This window comes from Bradyrhizobium mercantei (genome assembly GCF_001982635.1).
GTDB classification, from domain to species: domain Bacteria; phylum Pseudomonadota; class Alphaproteobacteria; order Rhizobiales; family Xanthobacteraceae; genus Bradyrhizobium; species Bradyrhizobium mercantei.
Window position 1 is genome coordinate 750,705 of the sequence record NZ_MKFI01000003.1, and the last position, 19,087, is coordinate 769,791.

Annotated in this window: 14 protein-coding genes; 6 read left to right on the top strand and 8 right to left on the bottom strand. The window is 58.0% G+C overall.

Annotated features, from left to right (window positions below; genetic code table 11):
• Positions 1 to 188: 188 nt before the first annotated feature.
• From BI327_RS17145 to BI327_RS17155, 3 genes are all read right to left on the bottom strand, one after another.
• On the bottom strand, positions 189 to 791 hold the full coding sequence (locus tag BI327_RS17145; protein WP_076861840.1) for an anthranilate synthase component II: 603 nt from the start codon (positions 789 to 791) through the stop codon (positions 189 to 191).
• Complete coding sequence (gene pabB, locus BI327_RS17150; protein ID WP_076861842.1) at positions 788 to 2,182, bottom strand: aminodeoxychorismate synthase component I; 1,395 nt, start codon at positions 2,180 to 2,182, stop codon at positions 788 to 790. Before pabB ends, BI327_RS17145 begins: the two co-directional genes overlap by 4 nt.
• A gap of 108 nt (positions 2,183 to 2,290) precedes the next feature.
• Positions 2,291 to 2,650: a Dabb family protein gene (locus BI327_RS17155; protein ID WP_076862194.1), complete on the bottom strand. Its 360-nt coding sequence runs from the start codon at positions 2,648 to 2,650 to the stop codon at positions 2,291 to 2,293.
• 900 nt (positions 2,651 to 3,550) lie between these two features.
• Between BI327_RS17155 and bioD the strand changes: the two genes are divergently transcribed.
• Together bioD and BI327_RS17165 are read left to right on the top strand one after the other, a co-directional pair.
• Positions 3,551 to 4,192, top strand: a complete 642-nt coding sequence (bioD, locus tag BI327_RS17160; protein WP_076861844.1) for a dethiobiotin synthase — start codon at positions 3,551 to 3,553, stop codon at positions 4,190 to 4,192.
• Positions 4,183 to 5,448, top strand: coding sequence for an adenosylmethionine--8-amino-7-oxononanoate transaminase (locus BI327_RS17165; protein WP_076861846.1), 1,266 nt, complete (start codon positions 4,183 to 4,185; stop codon positions 5,446 to 5,448). The genes bioD and BI327_RS17165 overlap by 10 nt, the downstream gene beginning before the upstream one ends.
• Positions 5,449 to 5,708: 260 nt before the next feature.
• Here the strand turns inward: BI327_RS17165 and fcl are convergent, their stop codons facing one another.
• Both fcl and gmd read right to left on the bottom strand, forming a co-directional pair.
• A complete protein-coding gene (gene fcl / locus BI327_RS17170; RefSeq protein WP_283807795.1) occupies positions 5,709 to 6,692 on the bottom strand; it encodes a GDP-L-fucose synthase in 984 nt (327 codons plus the stop codon).
• Entirely contained in the window at positions 6,673 to 7,758 is a 1,086-nt protein-coding gene (gene gmd / locus BI327_RS17175; RefSeq protein WP_076861850.1) for a GDP-mannose 4,6-dehydratase, read from the bottom strand. The genes fcl and gmd overlap by 20 nt, the downstream gene beginning before the upstream one ends.
• 1,114 nt (positions 7,759 to 8,872) lie before the next feature.
• Here gmd and BI327_RS17180 point away from each other — a divergent pair.
• The 4 genes from BI327_RS17180 (at position 8,873) to glmS (ending at position 15,144) form a co-directional block, all read left to right on the top strand.
• Positions 8,873 to 10,132, top strand: coding sequence for a glycosyltransferase (locus BI327_RS17180; protein ID WP_394329859.1), 1,260 nt, complete (start codon positions 8,873 to 8,875; stop codon positions 10,130 to 10,132).
• A 45-nt stretch (positions 10,133 to 10,177) separates the two neighbouring features.
• Positions 10,178 to 11,494, top strand: coding sequence for an MFS transporter (locus tag BI327_RS17185; protein ID WP_076861854.1), 1,317 nt, complete (start codon positions 10,178 to 10,180; stop codon positions 11,492 to 11,494).
• A complete protein-coding gene (locus tag BI327_RS17190; RefSeq protein ID WP_245334839.1) occupies positions 11,481 to 12,332 on the top strand; it encodes an alpha/beta fold hydrolase in 852 nt (283 codons plus the stop codon). The genes BI327_RS17185 and BI327_RS17190 overlap by 14 nt, the downstream gene beginning before the upstream one ends.
• 985 nt (positions 12,333 to 13,317) lie before the next feature.
• Complete coding sequence (glmS, locus tag BI327_RS17195; protein ID WP_076861856.1) at positions 13,318 to 15,144, top strand: glutamine--fructose-6-phosphate transaminase (isomerizing); 1,827 nt, start codon at positions 13,318 to 13,320, stop codon at positions 15,142 to 15,144.
• Positions 15,145 to 15,263: 119 nt separating this feature from the next.
• Here the strand turns inward: glmS and BI327_RS17200 are convergent, their stop codons facing one another.
• The 3 genes from BI327_RS17200 to BI327_RS17210 all read right to left on the bottom strand — a co-directional run bounded on the left by BI327_RS17200 (position 15,264) and on the right by BI327_RS17210 (position 19,087).
• Positions 15,264 to 15,650 carry a response regulator transcription factor gene (locus tag BI327_RS17200; protein ID WP_076861858.1) on the bottom strand — a complete coding sequence of 129 codons (387 nt, stop codon included), beginning with the start codon at positions 15,648 to 15,650 and terminating at the stop codon, positions 15,264 to 15,266.
• Between the two features lie 93 nt (positions 15,651 to 15,743).
• A complete protein-coding gene (locus BI327_RS17205; RefSeq protein ID WP_394329860.1) occupies positions 15,744 to 16,421 on the bottom strand; it encodes a response regulator transcription factor in 678 nt (225 codons plus the stop codon).
• Positions 16,418 to 19,087: a PAS domain S-box protein gene (locus tag BI327_RS17210; RefSeq protein ID WP_076861860.1), complete on the bottom strand. Its 2,670-nt coding sequence runs from the start codon at positions 19,085 to 19,087 to the stop codon at positions 16,418 to 16,420. Before BI327_RS17210 ends, BI327_RS17205 begins: the two co-directional genes overlap by 4 nt.

A 19,087-nucleotide genomic window follows, 5' to 3' on the forward strand; every position in this document is an offset into this window, starting at 1 on the left:
GACTCCCCTTTCTGTTGCCCGAATTACTGCCCGCAGTGCGACCCGGGTCGCTCGATTGCTGATCTAGAGACCAAGGTCGGCGATCAGAACTCCTACCAACCGGCCAGACTGAACCACGGCTGCAGTGCGCGCGATTATGTCCTGGGTCGTGGCTCAGATGCGTTCTTCGAACAAGTCGTTGCCATCCCTTACTGGGCGTCGATCCTCCTGCTCGCGAACGAGTTTACAATTTGCAAGAAACTCATCAGCAGCGTGGACCCATATTGGGTCAATATCGATTCCGGATGGAACTGTACGCCATAGGTTGGCTGATAGCGATGGGCGAGGGCCATGATCTCGGCTTCGTCGGAGCGCGCCGTTACCTCCAGATGCTGCCTGGACGCGTCATCCAGCTCGACTACGAGCGAATGGTAGCGACCGACGCACAGTGGGGACGGAAGTTCGCTGAACAGCCCACGGCTGTCATGCGTTACGCAGGAGGGCCTGCCATGCATAGGACGACGAGCACGCACGACGCGTCCGCCGAAGACGCTGCCTATACACTGGTGCCCAAGGCAAATGCCGAGAATTGGGACGCGACCTGAAAGTTCGCGCACCACTGCGGTTGATATTCCAGCCTCCATTGGCGTGCAGGGACCAGGTGAAATGACCACTGCGCGCGGCCCGAGGCCGACAATGTCGGTAAGGCTGAGCGCATCGTTCCGGATTACCTCCGTTGCTTCACCAAGCTTACGGAAATAGCGGGCAATATTGAAGACGAACGAATCGTAATTGTCGATGATGACAATCAAAATGCACCGGTTGTTGTGGCTTGAAAGGCCTCAAAGATTCGCTGTGCCTTGGCGAGCGTTTCCTCGTATTCAGCCTCCGGATCCGACATCGCCGTTATTCCGCCGCCTGCATGAAAGACAGCTAGATCATTGTCGATCGTCACAGTGCGGATCGCGATGTTTGTATCCATGTGCCTGTTGAAGCCGATGAAGCCGATCGCCCCGCAATAGACCTCTCGTGCTACTTGCTCGATCTCCGCGATGATTTTCATCGCTTGGACCTTTGGAGCTCCGGTCACGGACCCGCCTGGAAAACAGGCACGAAGCAGGCTAACCGCGTCCTTGCCTGGCGCAAGTTCGCCCCTCACGATCGAGACGAGGTGATGCACTGAGGCGTAGGACTCGAGGTCGCATAGCGCCGGAACCCCGACCGAATCCGCAGTGCAAACGCGCGAAAGATCGTTGCGCAGGAGGTCGACGATCATGATGTTCTCGGCACGGTCTTTTTCGGATGCAAGCAGGATTTCGGCGCGTCGCCGATCTTCTTTTGCGTCGGCAGAACGCGCGATCGTGCCCTTGATAGGGCGCGTTTCGACCTGTCGTCCATCAAGTTTCAGGAATCGTTCCGGGGAGCTCGAGGCAATGGTCAGCCCGCCGTAGCGCAAGAGGGCCGCAAAAGGCGCCGGGTTCAATGAGCGCAGTTGCGAGTACAAGGTCAGCGGATCGAACAGCGGCGACACCCTGGCATTGAAGCGTTGGGCAATATTCGCCTGGAATACGTCTCCGGCCAGAATCAGTTCGACGACGCGCTGGACCGCCGCAATGTAGCCTTCACGGCTGAAGTTCGAATGCCATGCGCCCGCCGTGCCAGGGAGTATGATCCGCGGCACCTTTGGCCGGGCAAGCAGCGCCGCAAACTCGTCGGCGCGACGACGCGCGCGCTGGGCTCGTCGAGCGGGGTCTTGCTCCGGCCATCCGGTGGAGACGATCCAGCACCTGTTGTGGTTGTGGTCGAAGCTGACGACCACGTCATAGAAATGCAGAATCGATTGGGGCAAACGCTGACCGGGATTTTCTGGCGCCGGCGATCGCTCCAATGTCCTGTTCAGATCGTAGGCAAAAAAGCCGGCCGCACCTCCTTGGAAGGGCGGCAGATCGGGGCGATGCTCTTCGCGGTATCTGGCGAGAAGGGTGCGAAGCACTCCCCATGGATCGCCCTTAAGGGTCTCTCCATTCCAACTTGCCTGTCCATCGGTGACCAAATAGGTGCTGAAGGGTTCGCAGGCTAGATATGAATACCGCCCAAGCGCCTCATGCCGCGCTGCGCTGTCAAGAAAGGCAAGGTGTGGCCGCTGCGCAAGACATCGCAGCGCCTTGACAGGCTCGATCCACTGCAATTCGCGGACGTCCATAGTGCTATCGATCACCGACGGCTGGCAAGCTTTGGGGTTCGAACCGAGCGTCCCGAGAAAGGCCAAGTTTTGTCCGAAACGGACGAACCCTCGTGGCCGATCATCGAATTAGCCCTTGTCAGCCGGTCGGCTGCGCCGAGTAATTTGGCTTAACCCTGCCGTTCCAGCGAAATGCACGTCTTTTGATAGTTCGTAATCAGCGGCAAAGCGCAGCTCCCGCAGTGGTCGTACGCGCCGGATCGCTTCCAGATACAGATTGTGCGTTTTGTACGCTGCAAGATCTCTCTCGTTGTCGAACTCACCATAGACGATGACATCGATATCGTTGCCGAACTGATCGCTCTTGCGATTACGCGCAATTTCAAGTCGGCGCGTATGTGGAATCGTAGTGAGCCCCGATAGGCCTTCGATGATTTGGTCGATATCGGCCTTATTCTTGGCCGTGAAGAACACGATGTGACGGATCATGGTGACCGAAAAGATGACGCTGCAACCCAGCCGCATCCTTAGCTCGGGATCAAGCTCAGCACAATGCTGGCGTCGGCATCTTACGACAGAACCAGGTTTGACCTCGTTCGGCAGCTGGAGCTTGCGTCACAAGCTCGCAAGAATCTTATATTGAACGGGGCATGGGAATTGCCAGGCGTTCCTCTGAATGTGGCGCGCGAGCAGGTGTCAGGCTTGGTGGACGTTGCGCACGCGCAGCGCTTGCAGGATCAGGTGGCGATCCTGAACACGCCGCGATGGCCAGCCAGCTACAGAGTGCGACCGAAAATCACGGCATCACGCTGGCACCAAGTGGAGAAAGATGCGACTGCTGCTGGACACAGTAGAATGATCAGCGACCCGTCGGAACCATCAACGTCGAACACGAGCGCGGTTTGCCGCCTACGCGATTGCGCGTGACCATGGAGGCTCACCACTTCATTTTAGCATTGTGGCGACAGGCGATGGGGCCGCTCGTGCGAGAGACGATTTGCGGAGGTGGCATCGTCTGCGCCCCACGCTTTGACCTGCAAAGTCATAAAGCGTCGAGCTGAATTGCTCCGCGGCCGGTTCATTTAGCCCCCCTTTCGATGGGTGGTTCGCGAACCGCCTAAAGTACGCGTCGCGCTTTTCTGAGACAATTAGGACACACCTTTCGAGCGCGCGGGCGGGTCGGTCCGATCCGTACAGCGATGGCACGCCTACGGCGAGTGCGATCTGTCAGACGACTGGTGCGATTGACGAAATGGTCCGCCGCGAGTTAGGTATTCAACGTTAGATTGTGGAGTGCGATCCGGTCTACGAATTTCAATGACGCTCTACGTCGTCGAGGATGACGTCCATGCTCGACGTTCTGTTCGAAGAGATATGAGGTGAAGGTCGATGAGGCTGCAGCAGATCGTGGTGACTGGCACGGATACCGGAATTGGAACGACGATTTTCTGCGCGGGGCTCACCAATCTCATCGGCGCGAGCTATTGGAAACCGATTCAGGTTGGCCTCGAGGGAGAGACCGATACCGAGCTCGTCGCAAGGATCGGCAGTCTAACATCCGATCGCATCGTGCCGGAGCTTTACCGCCTGCGAACTCCTACTTCGCCCCATCATTCCGCCGAAATCGACGAAGTTCGCATCGACACGGATTCGTTCAATGTACCCGATACAGGTGAACGGCCGCTTGTGATCGAGGGGGCCGGCGGGCTGATGGTACCGCTGAGTGGCAGCACACTTTACATCGACATCTTCGAGCGATGGCGGCTTCCAATCGTGCTTTGCGCGAGCACTGCACTGGGAGCGATTAATCAGTCGCTGCTCTCAATAGAGGCTCTCCGAAAGCGTCACATCGACATTCTCGGAATAGCTTTCGTTGGTGAAAAGAACCCGGAAGCTGTGAGGGCAATTTGCGAGATGGGCCGGGTGCGTTGGTTAGGGCGCTTGCCCTGGATTGCTCCTCTGTCGTCAGACACGCTGCAGGCCGCGTTCAACACCTCATTCCGTGGAGATGATTTCAAGCCATGGCGCTAAACAAGAGGTCGCCGATCTGGCATCCGTTCACGCAACACGCGCTTCAAGACGAATTGATCAAGATTGTGCGCGGTGATGGAGCTTATCTCTACACGTCGGATGGGCGCCGCATCGTAGATGCAATCTCCTCCTGGTGGGTCGTAACCCATGGCCATTGCCATCCGCACATCGTCAGAGCAATTCAGGAGCAAGCTGGCAAGCTCAACCAGATCATCTTTGCCGGATATTCCCACGATCCGGCCGAGGAGGTTGCGGCGATGCTATTGAAAGTCGTGCCGCGTGGTCTCGACCATGTCTTCTTCTCCGATGGTGGTTCAGGCAGCGTGGAAGTCGCCCTAAAAATGGCGCTCGGCTATTGGCATAATATTGGCAAGCAGCGCATACGCATTGTCGTGATGCAACATTCCTATCACGGTGACACGGTTGGGGCGATGTCGGTTGGTGCCCGCGGGGTATTCAATGTGGCCTATGGGCCGCTGCTGTTCGACGTGACCTCGGTTCCTTTCCCAGCAAGTGGTCGTGAACAGGCGACTCTCGATGCGCTCGAGGCCGTATGTCGAAACGAAATTCCAGCAGCCTTTATCGTAGAGCCGCTCGTGTTGGGGGCGGGAGGGATGCTAATGTACCCCGCCTGGGTGCTCAAGGAGATGAAACGGATCTGTGAAGCATCTGAGGTTCTGTTCATCGCCGATGAGGTCATGACCGGTTGGGGCCGCACCGGATCTTTATTCGCCTGCGAACTGGCCGACATCACGCCAGATATCGTCTGCTATTCGAAGGGAATCACGGGAGGAGCGCTTCCCCTCGCCGTGACGCTTTGCCGCGGTGATATTTTTGACGCGCACTATTCGAAAGATCGCACGCGTACCTTCTTTCACTCGACTTCATATGCTGCGAATCCGGTGGCCTGCGCAGCAGCAAAGGCCAACCTCGATCTTTGGCAAGATAGCGCATCTCGTGATCGCCTGACATCAGTCGCCACTATGCAGGAGCAGGCGATTGAGCCATTCCGCACGGATCCGCGCTTTGCAAATGTCCGCCGGACCGGGACCATCACAGCACTCGATCTGAAGGTGGGGGATACGGGCTATCTCGCGACCATTGGTCCGAAGCTTCAGGCCTTCTTCAAGGCACGAAATTTGCTGCTTCGCCCGCTTGGTAACACCATCTACGTAATGCCGCCGTACTGCATTACTGCATCAGATCTCGACGACATTTACACGGGCATTCGCGAAGCAGCCGATGCGTTGATTTGAAGGCGCCATGCGCGTCGCAACGTGGGCTCTTGCAATTCCCGCGATCGTGCGATGATGGCGTTTTCGAGCCATCATTTCGGCAGTCGTTGTGACAAATGCTCTGCGCTCGGCTGTGTGCGTCTGGACGGCGAGGATCTCCAAGTGCGCCATTGCAGTCGGGAGACGATTACGCTCACCGGCGGATCAGCAGTTCCTTTGCTGTGCGCTATTCTTTGATGACGCTGGATTTTTCCAAGTCAATCTCGCTGTGAGCGACGTAGTTATTTTGTTCGCGTCGAGCAAATCGACTTTTGGCGGCATCTCTGATTTTCATCGAGATACGCCCGATAGGCGAGGGCGATGCCATCCTCGAGCGAGGTGGTGGCGTGCCAGCCGAGCCGGGCAAGACGGCTGACATCGAGTAGTTTGCGCGGCGTGCCGTCCGGCCGCGAGGTGTCGAAGCTGATCTCGCCGCGATAGCCGACGACCGCCGCGACCACGAGGGCGAACTCGGCGATGGTGATGTCCTCGCCGGTGCCGATATTGACCAGCTCCGGCGAGGAATAGGTCTTCATCAGATGGATGCAGGCGTCGGCGAGATCGTCGACATAGAGAAATTCGCGCCGCGGCGTGCCGGTGCCCCACACCACGACGTTGCTCGTGCCCGAGACCTTGGCCTCATGGAAGCGGCGGATCAGCGCGGCGACGACGTGGCTGTATTCGGGATGATAATTGTCGCCGGGACCGTAGAGGTTGGTCGGCATCACGCTGATGAAATCGGCGCCGTACTGGCTGCGATAAGCTTCCGTCATCTTGATCCCGGCGATCTTGCCGATGGCATAGGGCTCGTTGGTCGGCTCCAGCGGACCGGTCAGCATCGAATCCTCGCGCAGCGGCTGCGGTGCCAGGCGCGGATAGATGCAGGACGAGCCGAAGAACATCAGCTTCTCGCATCCATTGGCGTGCGCCGCCTGGATCACGTTGGTCGAGATCGCCAGATTGTCGTAGAGGAATTCGGCGCGAAGCGTGTTGTTGGCGACGATGCCGCCGACCTTGGCGGCAGCGAGGAACACCGCCTGCGGCCGCTTCGCGGCAAACCAGGCATTGACCGCGGCCTGGTCGCGCAGGTCGACCTCGCTGCGCGACACGGTCAGCACATCGGCCTGCTCGCGCGCCAGCCGGCGCATCAGCGCCGAGCCGACCATGCCGCGATGGCCGACGACGAAGACCGTCTTGCCCTTCAGCTCAAACGCCGTGCTTGCCATTGGCCGCATCCTGCCTGGCCTCGACGAGATCGCTGGCGACCATTTCCTTCACCAGTTGCGCGAACGACGTCTTCGGCGCCCAGCCGAGCTTGGCGCGCGCCTTGCTGGCATCGCCGATCAGAAGATCCACCTCGGTCGGGCGGAAATAGGTCGGGTCGATCTGCACCAGGGTCTTGCCGGACGCCTTGTCGACGCCGATCTCCTCGACACCCTTGCCGCGCCATTCGATGCTGCGGCCCACTTCGGCAAACGCCAGCTCGACGAACTCGCGGACCGAGCGCGTCTCGCCGGTCGCGAGCACGAAGTCGCCGGGCTGGTCCACCTGCAGGATCCTGTGCATGCCCTCGACATAGTCGCGGGCATGGCCCCAGTCGCGCTTGGCATCGAGATTGCCGAGATAGAGCTTGTTCTCGAGGCCGACCTCGATGCGCGCGACGGCGCGGGTGATCTTGCGCGTCACGAAGGTCTCGCCGCGGATCGGGCTCTCATGATTGAACAGGATGCCGTTGCTGGCGAACATGCCGTAGGCCTCACGGTAGTTCACCGTGATCCAGTAGCCGTAAAGCTTGGCGACGCCATAGGGCGAGCGCGGATAGAACGGCGTTGTCTCCTTCTGCGGCACCTCCTGCACGAGCCCGTAAAGCTCCGAGGTCGAGGCCTGGTAGAACCGGGTCTCCTTCTCCATGCCGAGGATGCGGATCGCCTCCAGCAGACGCAGCACGCCGATGGCGTCGGCATTGGCGGTGTATTCCGGGCTCTCGAAGCTGACCGCAACGTGGCTCTGGGCCGCGAGATTGTAGATCTCGGTCGGCCGGATCTGCTGCGTCAGCCGGATCAGATTGGTCGAATCCGTCATGTCGCCATAGTGCATCAGGAACGGCACATTGCCGGCATGCGGATCCTGGTAGAGATGGTCGACGCGCGCGGTGTTGAACGAGGACGACCGGCGCTTGATCCCGTGTACGGTGTAGCCGAGGCCGAGCAGATATTCGGCAAGGTACGCGCCGTCCTGCCCGGTGACGCCGGTGATCAGCGCAACGCGCCGCTTTGAGTCCTGAGCCGTCATTGCCGTTCCAGTTGCGCGAACAGGCGTCCTAACAACGTTATTTGCGAACTAATTTTCGAGAAGATCCAGACAGGCGGCCTGCTATCACGTGTACATGGCAGGGGAGCGATATTTCTACTCTAACCATACACATCATATCGGCATGCACATCATATACATTGATTTATACGGCATTGCAGAGTCGGAATATTTGTTGAGGGCCTCAGGAGCGAAGACATCGCGGCTGGGCGCGCTAGAGGCCAACATGCAACAAATCTATCTCAGGTCACATGCGTTTCAGTGCCGTTTCAAACGACGTGATCATGGTGGAGAAAGCCCCACATACGAGGGCGGCGAGTGGCGTCGTGTTCCGCTGCGGCTACTGTCACCAGCGCGCCGCCATCGGCCGGATGCGCTGCGGGTTGCACCTCGATGCATACGGACGTACTGCTCTTCGATACATACGATAGCCATGGACCCAGGTCATTTCGTCACAGGCGATCAGACACCATAGAATGTGATCAGGGAGCTATCCGGGCCGCCGTATCCGTCTTAGCGATAGGCGCCCAATCCGCAGCAAAATGTTCTCCAGATCAGGCGGCGCGGCGGACTGTTTCGTATTCGCAACCTGCATCTGCATTTGGCGCGTGTGCACTCCTAAGAAGCGAGCTTGGAAGCGGGGGCGCTTCACTCAGGCAGAACGAAATAAGGTCTGCGAAACCACTAAAAACAGCTTGAATCGCACGCAGCGTTAGGTTGTAGACATGAAACCATGTCCAAAACGACGCGCCGGCGTCAACAATTCGTGGACAGGTCAACAGTCGGACGTCACGCCTCACTTGAGATTCGCACCTCGAACCCAGCAATACGAAGGCGTCGTAGCGAAGCAAGAGTCGAGCTGCTCTCGATCGGTTGTAGCCTGCGCCAGATGGTCGGAAACCGATCCGGATTTTGCGCGTCGAGAATATCTCGAAAGAAAGCCAATGTGAAAGCGGTGTAGTTGGCGCGGCGGATGGTGACCGAAGCACGCGCAGCAACGAGCGTTTAGATCATGTTGTCAGAAACGTCCCTGTCTCTCGGGCTGCGCGGCCAGGGCAGCAGACTTTCGAATGCGAGATCCGTTACGGAGATGCCGGTGACTTCATACGACTTTCTTCTTGCCTCCTGGGGTACATTGGGAAATCTCAGTCCGCTGCTTACAGCAGGCCGTCGATTGCGCCAGCGTGGTCACCATGTTCGAGTGATAGCCGATCCGACCATGCGAGATGAAGTCGAAGCAGCCGGTTTCGAATTCGTGACATGGCTCCGCGCTCCCATGGGTGAGGTTGCAGACCCAACAGATATCTCGGACATACGAGATCGGATGCGCAGGGTCGTCTTTGAACCCTGCTCTGCTTACGCGGCCGATATTCGCGACGAGATCAACCGTGAGCCGACGGACGCTGTGCTCGGCCTCGATCTTCTGTTTGGCGCGGCGCTCGGAGCGCGAGCATGCGATGTGCCTTTCGCATTTCTCTCGCCTCACGTCAGTATTCGAGTTCTGCCGGGAATGCCGCCGGCTACTTCAGGATTGGGGCGACCGAAAACGCCGGAGGAGCACACCGAAGTCAGGGCAGCCTCTTCAGCCCTCACTAAGGCGATGAATGCATCTCTTTCTATACTCAATCGCGCCAGAGTCGAATTGGGTCTTCATGTTCTTGCAGACGCTATGGATCTGTTCGACGAGGCTGATCGAGTTCTGTTGGCAGTCAGTCGGGCTTTCGATTTCGACGCAGACTTTCTTCCGGATAACTTTCGTTATGTCGGGCCTTTGCTCGATATGCCGAATTGGTCAGGATCATGGAAGCCGTCCTGGCCGTCACGGCACGATCGTCCCCATGCGCTGATCGCTTGCAGCACAGGGGCGCAGGGCCAGCGTGATGTGTTTCAACGCGTCATAAATGCCGTTGGAGCCATTGAAATGGAAGCCGTTTTCACAACGGGTCCGAATCTGGATGTGTCCGAACTTCACGCTCCGAAGAACGTGCGTTTGGTGCGCGGTGCTTCTCACGACTGCATCATGAGGGACGTGTCTCTCGTCATATCCCAAGGCGGCCACGGAACTGTTGCCCGTTCACTGATCCACGCGTTGCCGCAACTCATTCTGCCCATGGGACGTGACCAGTCGGCTAACGCGGCGCGGGTCGAAGCAAAGGAAGTAGGGCTTCGGTTGCCGCCGACGGCTTCGGAAGCAGAGATAGCGGCAGCGATCAAGCGGCTGATCACGGAACCAGAATTCAAAGTCGCAGCCCGTAGGCTCGGCGAGGCCATCAGGGCAGATATCGATCGATCCCGTCTTGTCAACGAGATGGAGTTCCTTGCGGCTGTCGGGCGCCGGCGACGCAGTTGCTCATGAAGACCACGGTACCAATTCCACGACCAGTGAGGCAGAGCGCGATGAATGCACCGTCTGTCGCGGATGAACATCGTCAAACTGTGCTGCGTTAGCTCGAGGCCCATCAAGAGAAACCACACCTTGCTCATTCATCGCGATTCGTTCCCATGCACCTTGTTGCTGCCTCTTATGGCGTCATTGTCGGCGTTCGGCGTTGACATGATCGCCCTAAGTCTGCCGGCGACAGGAATCAATCTCGGAGCGACGGCAGGCGACGTCGTTCTGGCGATGAGCGCCTATGTCATGAGTTTTGGAATGACGCTTCTCGTTTGCGGACCGATATCGGATTGCGTCGGCCGTAAGCCAGTGGTTCAAGGCGGATGCATGCTCTTGGTAACTGCAGGCGTAGGGTGCGCTCTCTCTAAATCCCCGTCGCTCTTCCTGTTATTTCGCACGCTCCAGGGAATCGGTGCTTCCGTTATCGGGATTGCTGCAGTTGCAATTGTGAGGGACCTCTTCAACGGCGAGACCGCAAGGGCACAGATGACCAACGTCGTGTTGGCAATCTCCGTTGTTCCGATGGTTGCACCAATGGTTGACGTTGTCCTCCCCGCGCACGGCTTGCGGGCCATATACGTCGTGCCCATCGCGGGAGGATTGGTTCTGCTCGCGGCGATGTCCTGCTTCAGAGAAAGTGCCATGGTTGATTCAAGCGTTAGATTCGATCCTGCGACGATCGTCGGAAATTATCGTCGCGTGCTGCGTCATCCGGCCTGCGTCGGAAACATCCTTTGCAACGCTGCAGCGGCCGGAGCCGTATTCGCCTGCGTCACCGGTTCATCGCTGTTCTTCTCCAATGTTTTCGGTCCCAACGCCTATGGTACGATCGTTGGAGCAAGTTCGCTGTCGATCGTGACTGGCGCTTGGCTCAACAGGAGTTTCTGTGGTCGGGGTGCATCGCCCGGGCAGCTGCTTGCGGTCGGCCTCACAGTCTCGACCATCATGGGATTGTCGTTGCTTCTCATGGCATTGGTGGGAGACAAATCGGCTGTTGTGGTGGTGTTGATCTTGGTGGGTGTCGGGTCGTCGTTCGGTTTGAGTTCGCCGCACGTTATCAACGAGGCAATGCGGCCTATGCCAGAAATCGCAGGATCTACCAGCGCGGCAAGAGCATTTGTACAGATGGGAGGCGCCGCATTGTCCAGCGCCTTGGTCGTGGCGCTCTTTGACGGGCATTCGCTACTTTCGACGGCGGTGGTGATGCTTGCTTTTTCACTATTGGCGGTTGCCGCCTACCTTGGTGTCGTTCTTCCCGCCAATGCGTCGCCGTGGTCGGGCCAAATGCAAGCTCGGTTCAGGAGGAGAGACCGTGATCTCCTATGAGTTCAAGCCCGTCTTGTTGGACCGCGACGGCGTACGTTTAGGGCATGTTGAGGTCAGACCGGCTGCCGCGCAAAGCCCGCCGCTGCTCCTAATCAATGGTTGGACAGGTGATCACGGCATCTTCTCGCCGCAGCTCCTCCATTTCGCTCAAAGGCGGCGGACCGTGGCGGTCAACCTTCGCGGACATGGCTTCAGTGACGCACCCAATCAGGAGTATACCGTCGCAGGATTTGCCGACGATATCGCTTGGCAATGCGCTCAACTGGAGCTGCTCAAGCCGGTCGTGATCGGCCACAGCATGGGAGGTCGGATCGCGCTCGAACTGTGCGGCCGCTATCCGGATCTGGCCGCTGGGTTGGTCATGATTGATACAATTGTCATGCCGTCTCCGATCTTACGCAAGTCTCGCCAGGTTAAAGCGCTCCTGGACGGTGTAGGTGGATCCGACTATCTGGCGATCTTGAAGGCGAATGCGTGGGAACTGGGCTGCGATTTCGACGAGCCCGATCGGCGAAAGACGATCTATGAGACACATGTGCTTCCGCCTTGCGAGAAAACGCCGCAACATGTGGCCCATTCGATGATACGGAACGCCATTTTGAACTATGACCCGATGCCTGCGGCAAAAGCCTGCCGGGTTCCCATGGCCTATATTGCCGCTGATGTTCCGCTGGTGAACATGGCGCGCGGCCTCGATCGGCTGAAGGAGATCTGCCCACAGCTGGTCACAGCGAAGACGATGCTCGCTGGACATTTCAACACGATTGAGGTTGCAGATCAGGTCAATGCCATGCTCGATCGCTTTTTGGATGTCGGTCTCCGCAGACACAGAAGTTGATTTAGAAGCCTCAATTTCAATCTGGAAAAGCTGCCGCGGTGAGGAAGCCGTCACCGTACGCCGTCAATCTCACGTCACTGGGTGGGATTGGATTTGGCAGCATTTGTGTGCGTCTGCACGAGAAGTATACGGCCGATGCCGTTCCGCTAGCAACGCGAAGGGGCCCTTATGGCCTGGCCTGTTGCGGTCGCGCTGGCGTCAGTGGAGGTGGTTACAAACGCTCGTATAATTCGCCAAACTTTTCGATATCGGGGCATTACCTCCGTACAATTGAGCCATCGTTGTCACTTGACCTAGTCTCATCCCTATCGAATCAGCACAGCTTGCATCAGTGCTGGCGTCACCTTCTTCAATACCCAGATCTCGCCAAAAAGCGATTCGCGATACGCATGACGAGACGCATAGCGGTTTGAGCCACGTCATTCAGCCGCAGAACGCATCCGCAGAGAAGATGAAGCGGAGTGTTCTTGAGAGATCTGGCGGGAGAACAATGAATGGCGCGCGCTTGACGGAGCAAGATGAGGGGCTGCACTTAATGAAGTTCTATTGCAGGACAAGCGGTTCGTCACCCTCCATCGAGTGCCGGCCATCTCAAGGGGCAGCCGACTTGCAAAACGTGTCCACGCAGTCCGTACAATGCTATCCTGAGCGCCATCTTCCTTATCGCGTGAAGGGTCTGGTTATGCGCGAACTGGCTATCACGCGCGATCAGCGAGACTTGCCTGAACGTTCGGCTCATCTGGGACCCGCTTTCGTCTGCTGCCGTGTCTCCGCTTAGCCAGCGGTGGTCGCCAAGGTAGCGATGAGCTTAGATGGCCAAAACTTTCGATCTAGCTCGCATTCTGCCTGACGCCGATGGCTGAACGGAGAACATCCAGCTGCGGTCCAATCCGCGCCAGGCTCCCACGGCGAATCCGCCATCAATTAATTGTTCTGTGGTTCTGAAGCTCACATCGTGGTTTGAAGTTGGGGCGCGTCGGTCGGTATGTGCGGAGTCGTTGGTATCCTAGGTCGTGGTCCGGTCATCGGACATTTGGTCGAGTCTCTCCAGCGACTAGAGTATCGCGGATATGATTCGGCAGGCGTCGCGACGCTCGAGGGCGGCTCTCTCGAGCGCAGGCGTGTCGAGGGCAAGCTGAAAGGCCTTGCGGAGAAGTTGCATCGCGATCCACTGTCGGGTCACGCCGGCATTGGCCACACGCGCTGGGCCACCCATGGCAAGCCCACCGAGCGCAACGCTCATCCACATATGGCGGACAATGTTGCAGTCGTTCATAATGGAATCATCGAGAACTTCCGTGTACTACGTGCCGAACTGGAACAGAATGGAGCGGACTTCGTCTCCGAGACCGATACCGAGGTGGTGGCACATCTCGTCGAATCCTATTTGAAGAATGGCCTTTCGCCGCAGGACGCGGTGAGGGCATCATTGCCGCGGCTGCGCGGCTCCTTCGCGCTGGCATTTTTGTTCAAAGGCCACGAGGACCTCATGATCGGCGCGCGCAAGGGATCACCGCTCGCGATCGGGTATGGTGATGGTGAAGTGTATCTAGGGTCGGATGCTATCGCGCTTGCGCCCTTGACCGACAGCATCATCTACCTTGAAGATGGCGACTGGGCCGTGCTTACTCGTGCGAGCGGCGTCATTTATGACTTGAGCGGCAGCATCGTCCACCGCGAAGCGTCAAGCCATGGCACGTCGTCGCTCCTGGTCAACAAGGCAAATCATCGTCACTTCATGGCCAAGGAGATATACGAACAGCCGGAAGTGGTCGGGCAGACCCTGGCGCATTATGTCGATTTGGCCCGCGAGCGCATAGAACTGCCTTCCAAATTGCCGTTCGAGTTTAACGCCATACAGCGCATTTGGATCACGGCTTGTGGTACGGCGAGCTATGCCGGCCAAATTGCCAAGTATTGGTTCGAGCGACTGGCGCGCGTGCCGGTGGAGATCGACGTGGCCTCCGAGTTCCGCTATCGCGAAGCGCCGTTGCGCAAGGGGGATCTCGCGATCTTTATCTCGCAGTCCGGGGAGACCGCCGACACGCTGGCAGCATTACGCTACGCCAAGGCGCAGGGGCTGCACACGATCTCTGTGGTCAACGTACCGATGTCAACGATCGCACGCGAAAGCGAAGTCGTGCTGCCGACCTTGGCGGGGCCGGAGATCGGCGTTGCGTCGACCAAAGCCTTTACTTGCCAGCTGATGGTGATCGCGGCGATTGCGGTCGCGGCAGGCAGAGAGCGAGGCGAACTGTCCGAAATCGATGAAATCAATCTGGTCCACGAGCTGATCGAAGTTCCGCCGCTGATTGCGGCAGCGCTGGCTATCGGACCGCAGATTGAGAAGCTCGCTCATGATATCGCCAAATCGCGCGATGTGGTCTATCTCGGCCGCGGTACGTCGTCTCCCCTAGCGATGGAGGGCGCGCTCAAACTGAAGGAAATCTCCTATATTCATGCAGAGGGTTATCCCGCCGGCGAGCTCAAACATGGTCCGATTGCGCTGATCGACGAGGCAGTGCCGGTGGTGGTGATTGCGCCTTACGACCGGCTCTTCGAAAAAACTGTCTCGAATATGCAAGAAGTCGCGGCTCGAGGTGGTAACGTCATCCTGATAACTGATGCGAAGGGGGCTTCGGAAGCTGCAATGGACTCTATCGTAACCATTGTTCTGCCGGACATGGCTGCAACCTTTACGCCGATGGTCTATGCTATTCCGCTACAGCTTTTGGCCTATCACACGGCCATCCTGATGGGCGCGGACGTTGATCAGCCACGCAATCTCGCGAAGTCGGTAACAGTCGAATAAGCCGATGGTCGCCGGAAGGGCTCCTGGCGGCTTGTGCATGTTCAATTGTTCGTTCGGACGCGCATGCCGGCAAAGCGGCGTTCAGATCAGATGCAGGATAGAGCGGACGGCTCGTTGGCTCAGCTGCCGGTGCCGCCGCGGTGCTTCTGCAGTGCGGTATCAAGGCACTTGATCAACATATGTGCGGCGAAGGGCTTCGCCAGGAACCCAATGGCACCGGCACCCAGCGCAGCGGCACGAACCCGGTCATTGGGAAATGCTGTGATGAGAATGAAAGGCGTGTCGTAATTCCGAGCTCGCATCTCCGCGACCAAATCCAAGCCGCTCATTACCGACATCTGCACATCCGTAATTACACAGGATGTTTTGTCCAGCTGAGGCGATTCCAGGAACTCCTTGGCCGACGCAAATGTATGGACGATGTAGCCGCGCGACTTGAGCAGGTTCTCTATCGCAATACGGACTGAGGCGTCATCATCGACAACGGAAATCAAAGGCGTGGACAAGACCAGCCCTCCTGACGCTGGAAAGCGCTTGCCGACGGCATCAGCAGCTTGGAAGATAAAGTGGGCATGAGGGGTGAGCTTGTAAAATCATACTTAGGTTTGTTGGCCACGGTTGGCATGAAGTCCGAGCTTCTCAACCATTCTGATCAAATCGGCGAGCGAGCGCGCGCGCATCTTCTTCATCACGTGTCCCCGATAGATCTTGACGGTAATCTCGGCGAGCCCGAGTTCAGCGGCTATTTGCTTGTTCATCAGACCAGTAGCGACCAGCTTCAATACGGCTTGCTCGCGTGGGCTTAAGGTGTCGAACAAAGACCGCAGGTTCGCGACTGTCTGCTCGGCCTCCCGTCTCTTGCGATCCCGTTCGGTCGCCGCCACCACCGCATCGAGAAGTTCCTGCTCGCGAAACGGCTTGGTGAGAAAATCGACCGCTCCCCCCTTCATGGCCCTGACGCTCATGGGAATGTCGCCGTGGCCGGTGATGAAAATAATCGGAATGTGAATGTTCGACTTTGCCAGCTCAGCCTGGAACTCAAGCCCGCTCTGTCCCGGTAGACGGATGTCAAGAACCAGGCAGCTGACAACGTCCGGAATGTTGTTCTGCAGCATTTCGTGGGCTGATCCGAAAGTCACCACGTCCAGTCCAACTTGTTGAAAAAGGTTTGCAAGCGACCGACGCATCGAGGCGTCATCCTCGACAACGAACACGGTCGCACTTGTCGGCTCCGCCGCCTTCCTGTTTTCTCGCGGCGAGTCAAAGCGCCCAATCACGATACAGCCTCCTCGTGCAATGGCAGAACAAATTGAAAGGTCGCGCCCGGCCCTTGTTTGCGGACGACTGACAGGCGCCCTCCATGGGCGTCCACAATGGAACGGCAGATCGACAGGCCCATTCCAAGACCGCTCGTTTTGGTGGTGAAGAACGGATCCAAGATGCGGTTTATATCATCCTCGGCGATCCCAACGCCGCAATCAGTCACCGAGAGCTGGACCCGACCCATACCATCCAGGGATGACTGAATCACGAGTTCGCGCGTGCGGTCGGCAACCGTTTGCATGGCTTCGATCCCGTTCATCACGAGATTAATGATCACCTGCTGCAGTTGAACCCGGTCCGCCAGAATCGCGGGAAGCGCAGGCGCCAACTCGGTCCGCAAGGTGACTTGGTGATTGGCCAACTCGCGTGTTACCAGCGCGATCGCGTCCTTGACGACGTCGTTGATATCGATTGTGACCATCTCGATTTCGCCTTTCTTCGCAAGTGCGCGGATGCGGCGGATCACTTCGCTTGCGCGGATCGCGTCTTCAATGATCCACTCCACCGAGCTGCGCGCAGCAGGAAGGTCAGGCGTCTTCCGACCCAGCCAACCGAGGCACGCATCGGCGTTGCTGATGATGGCGGCGAGCGGTTGGTTTACTTCGTGGGCGATGGAGGCTGTCAGCTCCCCAAGCGTCGTCACGCGCGTCACATGCGCTAGCTCCGCCTGGGCCTTCCTCAGCTCTTGTTCGGCCTGATCTGCCCGAATCATCGCGGTGATGTCGGTGCTGACGCCCCTGTAACCAAGAAAGTTGCCGCTTCCGTCAAAAAATGGCTTGCCGCTGGTCCGGACGTAGGTCGAAGAGCCGCGCCGGTTAACGGTGCGATAGATAAAATCTCGAAATGGGAGATGTGCGTCTAGCGCCGCCTGATGTTGTCGCCACTTCTCCGGTTCTTCTTCGACGTCGCGGGCAATTTCGCGGCGGGGCAGGCCGATGACCCCTTTCGCCACGACGCCCGCGGCGCTCGCGTGCTCCAAGAATTGGGTAAGCAGGTGGTCTGGTCCGGTTTCCCATAGCCAGTCGGAAGCCGTTTCGGCGTAGTCACGAAACCGTTGCTCGCTTTCGCGCAGCGCAGCAAGGGTGTTTTCTAGCCGTTCCCTGGCTGCGTGTTGCTCTGTGACATCCATATGCGTTCCGATGAGCTCGACGGTCGAGCCATCGCTTCCCATCACGGCGTGCGCAATGGCGTGTATGTGCCTTATCGCGCCATCGGGAAGGCAGATTCGGAAGTCATATTCGAAGTTCCCTGCCTTTTGCTCGATCGCTCGACGCTGAACTTCCTGCTGCAGCGCCAGATCGTCTGGATGGATTCGCGACCGGATGGCCTCAAGGGTCACACGCTCTTCCGGGGCAAAGCCAAACAGACGGCTGACTTCGGCGGAGCGATACGCAAAGCGGCGACGGTTGCAATCCCATGACCAGGTGCCCGTATGACTGAGCCGCTGCGCGTCGGCCAGATAGGCTTCGCTCCGGCGCAGCTGCTGTTCCACTTGCTTTGTTGCCGTGATGTCTGTCGCTGCCCCGACAAACTCTATATCCCCAGACGCGGTTCTCGTGGCCCGTGCCCGCGCGTGAATGTGCTTTACCGACCCGTCGGGCATCAGCAGCCGGTATTCGTGCTCGAAATCCTGGCTTTGAGACGCCCGATCCATAACGTCTTGGACGGAAGCCTTATCTTCCGGGTGGGTGCGGTCAAGGACGAGTTGCTGTGTCGGTTTGGTCTCAGGGTCGTATTCGAAAATACGAAAAGTCTCCCTGGACCAAAAGACCTCGTCGGTGGCGACGTTCCAGCCGAAGCTGCCGGTCTGGCTCAACTCCTGCGCCTGGGCCAGATGGGCTTCGCTGCGCCGCAGAGCAAGTACCGTACGCTTTCGCTCAGTGATATCTTCGCAAGCGATGAGAACGATGGGCTTGTCGTCAGCCCACAGCATCGCTTTGGCGTTTTCGCGCACCCACAGCAGCGAGCCGTCCTTCCTGACCTTCTCGATATCCCAGGTGTGCGATTGGCCGATATTTGTAAGGCACTCTCCTATGCATTTGCGGACCACTTCGCGATCTTCGTCCCGAAAGATCTGCAGCACGGATAAGCCGACGATTTCATCGGGCGCGTAGCCGAGTTGCGTCGCACCGAAGGTGTTGACGTTGAGCACCGTTCCGGCTTCATCGACCATGAAGTACATGACCGGATTATGCTCAAAGATCGCGCGCCAGCGTTTCTCGCGGTCGCGCAAATCGGCCTCGCTCTGCCGTAGCTTGGCTGCGATCTCGCGTGCAGTCTCCCTTTCGTGGCGTACGTTTCTGATCAGGCGCGTTCCGACAATTGATGCGGTAAGGAAAGCGACAAGCACAAGAAGGTCTTGGGGGTCATCAATCCGGAGACTGAATGTTGGTGGCGTGAACAAATAGGTCAAAGCCGCGACGGAGACGATGGAAAGCGCGGACGATGCGATGAAGCTGCCCATTAGCGAAAACAGTAATATCACCACTAGATAAGCAAACGCTGTCGCTGCGAAGTGGCTGTGAACGTATACGGAAGTTAGCGTCACCGCCGCCAGCGCAATGGTACCGAAAGCAAGCTGCGCTACTGAATGTCCGAACTTGGTGAGCTGGTTATACAT

What these genes read in the sequence shown, in the direction of transcription:
- pabB (WP_076861842.1), bottom strand. Translation starts at nt 2,182, where the DNA reads ATGGACGTCCGCGAATTGCAGTGGATCGAGCCTGTCAAGGCGCTGCGA.
- BI327_RS17155 (WP_076862194.1), bottom strand. Translation starts at nt 2,650, where the DNA reads ATGATCCGTCACATCGTGTTCTTCACGGCCAAGAATAAGGCCGATATC.
- bioD (WP_076861844.1), top strand. Translation starts at nt 3,551, where the DNA reads ATGAGGCTGCAGCAGATCGTGGTGACTGGCACGGATACCGGAATTGGA.
- BI327_RS17165 (WP_076861846.1), top strand. Translation starts at nt 4,183, where the DNA reads ATGGCGCTAAACAAGAGGTCGCCGATCTGGCATCCGTTCACGCAACAC.
- fcl (WP_283807795.1), bottom strand. Translation starts at nt 6,692, where the DNA reads ATGGCAAGCACGGCGTTTGAGCTGAAGGGCAAGACGGTCTTCGTCGTC.
- gmd (WP_076861850.1), bottom strand. Translation starts at nt 7,758, where the DNA reads ATGACGGCTCAGGACTCAAAGCGGCGCGTTGCGCTGATCACCGGCGTC.
- BI327_RS17185 (WP_076861854.1), top strand. Translation starts at nt 10,178, where the DNA reads ATGCACCGTCTGTCGCGGATGAACATCGTCAAACTGTGCTGCGTTAGC.
- glmS (WP_076861856.1), top strand. Translation starts at nt 13,318, where the DNA reads ATGTGCGGAGTCGTTGGTATCCTAGGTCGTGGTCCGGTCATCGGACAT.
- BI327_RS17210 (WP_076861860.1), bottom strand. Translation starts at nt 19,087, where the DNA reads ATGTATAACCAGCTCACCAAGTTCGGACATTCAGTAGCGCAGCTTGCT.